Genomic DNA, 6000 nt, shown 5'->3' with positions numbered 1-6000 from the left:
CTCGATGATCTGCTCCGTCGAATGCTTCGTTCGCTTCATCAAAGAACCTCCATGCCGGGGGACCGCCCAGCTCGGGATTCTCTCATTCAGCATGGCTCAGTTTCAGGGGGGAAGACCAGGGGCGATAGGAACAGAAGACCGCGAATTCTTGCAGCTCACCTCGCTCAATCTCAGCGAAGCCCAGAAGACGCAGCGGGCGACCTATCTCCAGCCGGGCGTCGTCGTCCAGCTGCACCAGAACATCCAAGGGGGCTTCAAGAAAGGAGAACGTTACCGCGTTACGCAAGACGCGACCGGCGAGCCCCAGCTGACGCCCCTCTCCGGCGGGCCGGCGAAGCCGATCCCCTACCAGCACCCCGATCGCTTCGAGGCGTACGCCGAGAAGAAGCTCGGCTTGTCCGTGGGGGACAAAATCCGGTTCAGCCTCGGTGGTTCGTCCAACGACAAGCAGCAGCGGCGGATCAGCAACGGCCGTGTCGACGAGATCGCCGGCTTCGACAAGCAAGGCAACCTCCGCCTCAAGAGCGGCATGACGGTGGCGAAGGACTACGGGCACCTCGCCCTGGGCTACGTCGTCACGAGCCACTCGGCCCAAGGCAAAGACGAGCGGCACGTCATCGCCGCGATGGGCTCCGAGTCACTCCCCGCCATCAACGCCCGACAGCTGTACGTCACCGCCAGCCGCGGCCGCGAAGACATCACGCTGTACGTCGACAACAAGGCCGCAGTCGTGCAGGCGATTCAGAACGCCGGCCGGCAGCTTTCCGCCACCGAGTTGGTGGGGTCCGCCGCCGTACAGCGGGCAAGCCAACAGCGTCGGCAGCTACGCAGCCATCTCCGCTTGATCGAACGAGCCCGCGAATGGTGGCGGGCTCGGGTGGGAGGCCGCGACGCGACGCCGCAGCGACGCCAAATCCCCATCCATTATCAACCGGCGCCGCACCTCGGCAGGAGTTAAGAAATGAGCCGTCTACCCTTCCCATCCAACGAGAACCATCACACGAGCGTCGCCTCCGCAACCGCCGACAAGGCCCCGTGGAAGCGGGTCAACCCGAGCGAGCCGCCGCCGATGATGTTCCAGGTGCAGCTGTGCGACGGGCGGGCCGTCAGCTACGCCTACTGCGACCTGCGTGAGATCCGACAGCGGGACGCCGGCTACATCGAGCTGTGCCTATTGGGGATGGAGAAGACGCACGTCGCGGTGACCGGCCGCAACCTCACGGACCTGGCCAACCTGATCGCGGCCGGCCGGATCAAGTCGTTTGAAGAACTAGGGCCGCGGACGTTCGACCGGGCCGAATCGAGCCCGTCGATCGACAAGATCACGATCGAGACGCTGACGGGACACTGATCTCACTGAGCAACCCACCACCGCTACTCCAGCACCTTAGGAGGGATCGAACCGATGACCGGCCACACGCTGCACGACGAAAAACTGATCTCAATCCGCGAGGTCCCCGACTTCCTGCCGACGCGGCGGGGAAAGAAGCTGCACATCTCAACGGTCCACCGCTGGGTCCAGAAGGGGGCCCGCGGCAAGGTGCTCGAATCGGTGATGCTCGGCGGCGTCCGCTACACGAGCCTCGAAGCCTTGGTGCGTTTCATGACCACAAGCACCGTCGACCTGGTGGAGTTTCGACGGCACCAACAGATCCGAGAGGATTTGAGCGAACGAGGTCTGATAAACCCGAGAGCAACTCGGAATCGCATCCCAGGCAGAGACTCCGACTGCTTGCCTTGACTACCTAAGTTGAACTGCTAAATCTTGCTATCTATGGCTCACGCTTTTGACACCTGAGCCCGGAAGAGCTAATCGCGAACTAACTGTTCGGCGCTAACCTACTCGCGATCGTCCAAGTCTCTCTTGCTGAAATACGATCTATCGACGCATGAGAAAGGCAAGCACACTGCGCTCGTACCGTTCGCCGATACAGGTATCATCGAATCTAAAATCGACTTTCGCCTCTATTTTAAAGTACTCACCCAAAAGCGATGATAGCTCGTCAAATTCGTACAGCCTCTTTCTTAAACCATTATGAGGATCGACGACCGTATTTGAGCAATCGGCAACGGGCAATCCTACCGCCCGATAGTAGGAATCCGATGTCGAAAAAAAGGCTGAGTATGCAATTCCATCCGGAGATAGTGTGCGACGCATCTGACGTAGATACGAATGGATAAACTCTTCGTCAGAGTAGTGGCAGAGCACATACGAATCCAGCACAAGGTCAAATGTTTCATCGGCGTAAGGCCAAACTTCGCCTAAGACTTGTTCATTCACACACACACGCGACGTCACCGACGATCGGCGTACTGATCGAGTAGCGATCTCGACAGCGGCAGGAGAGGCGTCAACGGCGGTCAGATTCCACCCAAGTTCGGCTAGGTAGATCGCATTACGGCCGTTCCCGCATCCCGCGTCCAAGGCATTGCCGCCCTCGCCAAAGGCTCCAGTGTGTTCGAAAAGCGTGAGCGCTTTAGCGGGCGATGATCGCGACGAACTTGGGATGATTTTCCCTGTGGAGTACTCTCTGTTCCACTGATCGCGGGCAAGCTGTCGTGGTTCGCAAACGGACCGTTCTGCTATCATCGGTAATGCTCGGTTTATGGCTCAGCTAAGCGAAGTAGGTGTACAAGTATACCCCATCGGCTGCCTTCGGCAACCCCAACCAGGAAATCTAGGGAAAACGGCAGAAATGAGCAATCCGGTCGCTCCCGCGGATGACCCCATTGACAGCTTTCTAGAGTGGTCCCAGCCGAATCCAGGGAGTAATCGGTTCGCACTCGGGTGCTTTGATTCCGGCATAACAATCTATGACCAGCAGGTCCGAGCGCTGAACTTAGTCTACTGCCTGCACGAGAAGCATGGCAAGGAACTGAAGATCGCCGTAATCGGAGGCGGCGTTGCGGGGCTCTCGGTCGCGGCCGCCGCAACGACGCTCGGAATGTCGGTTTCGCTCTTCGAGAGGAAGCCGGTGTTGCTGCACTTGCAGCAAGGGTGTGAAACGCGCTGGGTCCATCCTCACATTTATAACTGGCCAGAAGACGGGTCGTCCCTTCCCTATGCCGGATTGCCGATGCTGACATGGGAAGAGTCGACTGCGAGCGACGTGTCACGTCAGATTCTGTCTTCGTTCCATGACAGATATTACAACAAGGTGGCGATACATCATGGTGTCGAACTCCTGGGAGTGTCTGACGACAACAGAGTGTCATGGAAGGGTTCGAGTAAGATTTACGATGCAGATGGCGATAGTCGATACGACGTTGTTGTTTTCGCCGTTGGATTCGGAGTAGAGCGGCATACAACAGACTGGCAAGATTCCTATTGGCGCAATGACAGTCTAAATCAAATTATCACCGATTCAGGCTCGGACGCTCCTGTGGTAATCGTCTCGGGGCGAGGTGACGGAGGGCTTGTCGATCTCCTCAGAGCCTGCCTAAAGGACTTCCACCAAGGGCGTATCGTCCGCGAGCTGTTTCCGCCTGGGAAAACCCGGCTGCACGAAGCGCTTCGGAATATTAAGAAGCAGTTCTTGTCTGGTGAACACAAGGGGAAATCGTCTTGGCTGTACGATAAGTATGGGGCTCTCTACAACGACACTAATCTGCTAGATACCGCAAAAGAGGCCGTTCACGATCGCAAGCGGACCGATCAGCAGGTTTTCTTAAATGCAAACCCCAAAGAAATATCCGATGTGCTTACGCTTGAGAAGGCCTCGTTGCTAAATACACTTCTTACATACATATCCCACAAAGTCGGTGCGTTCTCATACCGAGGCGGAAAATGCACAGCGAGCAAGGATTCGGTGGAGATCGATGGTGTGCACCACGAATGTCGCCGCAAATCAATTCGACATGGCACAGATCGAGAGGAAGCCCTTCGGGCAGCGCACTTTACCGAAGGTGCTGATCTTTGCAATGAGCTAATGGCCCGCAACGAGGCAAAGCCGTCGGCTATCATTTGGGAACCAGGATGGTGGGGCAAGGCTGTTGGCGGAGCAAGCGTAGAGTTTGTTCCACCCGCAACGCAGTTGGTCGCAACGACTTTTATTTCGACTCTAGCTGATGTGCTACGTCGGTTTTTCGAAGTGCCGGGAGCAGAGGATCTTGCCTATCGAGTAACTTTGCATCGCCTGGTTCACATAAGGGGTGGTGACTACTTCCAGCAGATATGCAGATATTCAGGCAATCGCAAGGAAGGTGAAGTGGGGAGAGTCAATAAAGTCGACGATGGGATCGTAGGGCTTGCTTGCCGATTGGGTAAGCCTGTTATCGTGCAAGGTGATGACGCAAATGAGGTTGACGAAGCAGTAGCGGCTCTCGGTGCTTCTCGGCTAGGTTCGGATCCGCTGGGGGCACTGCTGGCGGTTCCCTTTGTGCACCATGGTCGTGCAGGACGAGTTGTTCCGCTTGTTTTATTCCTCGATACAGCGAAGCAAGTTGTCTTCGGTGAGGATGATAGTTTTCTCAAGGTCCTTTACCACGCATGCAGAGGCTTCTGTGAGAATATATTAACTATGAAGAACAACGATGAACTATACTTTCCTAATGCAGAGTATCCGGGATACGTTAGCAAGTTGGACCCGAGTGATCGCGAGTTAATTGACAATCACGCAGCTTTGAAAGAGACGCCACTTCTGGCGGAAGTGTTTGAAGACAGCCTAAAGATGGATGCGGTTTCGAGCTTCAACGCCGACTTCCGCAGATATTGACCGCCCGATTTCATCTGGGGCCTAGCTGGGTCGTTATCCAACGGTCCGGGCGACCTTCATCGCCAGGGCCAGGTCCCGCTCGGCGTAAATCTGAGTGACCTCGGCACTCTGGTGCCCACACACCACCTGGGCCGCCTCCAGACCAAATTGCTTACGCACCTCGGTCGCTGCTGTGTGCCGCAGCCGGTTAGGGGACCATTTCTCGACGCCCGCCTTCACGCAGGCCCGGTGGATGGCGATCCGGTAGCTGTTGGCGTCGTAGAACCGAATAGGCCCCCGCTTAGTCACTACTTGATGGGCGCGTCGGAGGATCGACTCGAACGGCTCGTTGCTACCTTCTTCCCCGCGGCGACGACGCGTCATCCAGGAGGTCTCGGCGGGAGCGAAGCAGGGCCAAAGCGGATCGCGAAGCAAGTAGGGGGCAAGGACCTTCTGAGCCTTCGGCCCGACCATCACCAGCCGCTCGGCACCGTAGTGCTCCATCTTGTGGGACCCGAGCTGATAGACCCAGACGTCCCCGGTGCGTTCCAAGTCGCTCGGGCGCAGGCCGCAGACCTCGCCAGGCCTGGCGCCGGTGAGCCGCTGGAACCGGACCATGTCCGCAACGATCTCCGGGGCGTGCTTCAAGGTCGCCGCGACGGACGCGTCGTCGATGACCGTCACCCGGCCGTTGTCGCGGGCCCGGCTGCGTCCCTTCTTGAGCCCGGCCACCGACTGCAACGCATGATGGACGAGCGGCGGCACGAGCTCGTTCTCGCACGCCCAAGCGAACATCCGCCGGATGCGGTTGACGTGTTCGTTGATGTGCTTGCGGGACCACCCCTTGGGGTCGATCATCAGCTCCCGCAGGTCCTTGAGCTTCACCGGGCCGAACGCGGCCGCGTCTTCTTCGCCGTGGTGACGCAAAAGCAGCTTGAGGATTTCGCTTACCTGTTCCCCCTCGCGGGTCACCTTGCCGTTCTTGACGTAGTAGGAGTGGGCGTGGTCCTCGTAGACGATCGCCAGCTCGTTGAGCGTGACGACGTGCCCTTGCTCCAGGCGTCGCCGCAGCCGCTTGACGGTCAGCTCGGATTTCGGGTCGGCCTCGGCCAGATCGGGCCGCTGCGCGTCGCGGCGGAGACGCCACCGCTTGATCAGGTCCTCGTACCGCTCGTGGCTCTCACCGGAACCGTAGCGACGACCTCGAGGTTATGAGCCTCGGCGAGCCACCTGCTGTAACCTCCTCGCTTCTAACGCTTTAGGGAGATTACTACTAGCTTGGGAGGCTTGCAACCATTAGCAACGG

6 protein-coding genes and 1 pseudogene are annotated in these 6000 nt (G+C 58.1%); 5 read left to right on the top strand and 2 right to left on the bottom strand.

Features of this window, described 5'->3' with window-relative positions; genetic code table 11:
• The 3 genes and pseudogenes from Pla111_RS03815 to Pla111_RS03805 form a co-directional block, all read left to right on the top strand.
• Window positions 1–958, top strand: a pseudogene (locus Pla111_RS03815) (hypothetical protein); the annotation flags it as partial.
• Between the two features lie 3 nt (window positions 959–961).
• Window positions 962–1351, top strand: a complete 390-nt coding sequence (locus tag Pla111_RS03810) for a hypothetical protein (RefSeq protein WP_146445432.1) — start codon at window positions 962–964, stop codon at window positions 1349–1351.
• 54 nt (window positions 1352–1405) lie between these two features.
• Complete coding sequence (locus Pla111_RS03805) at window positions 1406–1741, top strand: DUF1580 domain-containing protein (RefSeq protein ID WP_146571495.1); 336 nt, start codon at window positions 1406–1408, stop codon at window positions 1739–1741.
• A gap of 138 nt (window positions 1742–1879) precedes the next feature.
• Here the strand turns inward: Pla111_RS03805 and Pla111_RS03800 are convergent, their stop codons facing one another.
• Window positions 1880–2590, bottom strand: coding sequence for a class I SAM-dependent methyltransferase (locus tag Pla111_RS03800; RefSeq protein WP_146571493.1), 711 nt, complete (start codon window positions 2588–2590; stop codon window positions 1880–1882).
• Window positions 2591–2696: 106 nt separating this feature from the next.
• Between Pla111_RS03800 and Pla111_RS03795 the strand changes: the two genes are divergently transcribed.
• Window positions 2697–4715: an FAD-dependent oxidoreductase gene (locus Pla111_RS03795; RefSeq protein WP_197524719.1), complete on the top strand. Its 2019-nt coding sequence runs from the start codon at window positions 2697–2699 to the stop codon at window positions 4713–4715.
• 33 nt (window positions 4716–4748) lie between these two features.
• On the opposite strand, the gene Pla111_RS03790 is transcribed toward Pla111_RS03795, so the two are convergent.
• Window positions 4749–5666 (bottom strand): tyrosine-type recombinase/integrase, encoded by a 918-nt coding sequence (locus Pla111_RS03790; protein ID WP_231930653.1) that lies wholly within the window; start codon window positions 5664–5666, stop codon window positions 4749–4751.
• 30 nt (window positions 5667–5696) lie between these two features.
• Between Pla111_RS03790 and Pla111_RS17395 the strand changes: the two genes are divergently transcribed.
• Window positions 5697–5909, top strand: a complete 213-nt coding sequence (locus Pla111_RS17395; RefSeq protein ID WP_231930649.1) for a hypothetical protein — start codon at window positions 5697–5699, stop codon at window positions 5907–5909.
• The last annotated feature ends 91 nt before the right edge of the window (window positions 5910–6000 follow it).

The organism is Botrimarina hoheduenensis, assembly GCF_007859815.1.
Lineage (GTDB): Bacteria > Planctomycetota > Planctomycetia > Pirellulales > Lacipirellulaceae > Botrimarina > Botrimarina hoheduenensis.
This window is presented reverse-complemented; position numbering and strand designations above follow the sequence as displayed.

Excerpts from the sequence above, each read along its gene's own strand:
- Pla111_RS03810 (WP_146445432.1), top strand. The coding sequence starts at position 962 with ATGAGCCGTCTACCCTTCCCATCCAACGAGAACCATCACACGAGCGTC.
- Pla111_RS03805 (WP_146571495.1), top strand. The coding sequence starts at position 1,406 with ATGACCGGCCACACGCTGCACGACGAAAAACTGATCTCAATCCGCGAG.
- Pla111_RS03800 (WP_146571493.1), bottom strand. The coding sequence starts at position 2,590 with ATGATAGCAGAACGGTCCGTTTGCGAACCACGACAGCTTGCCCGCGAT.
- Pla111_RS03795 (WP_197524719.1), top strand. The coding sequence starts at position 2,697 with ATGAGCAATCCGGTCGCTCCCGCGGATGACCCCATTGACAGCTTTCTA.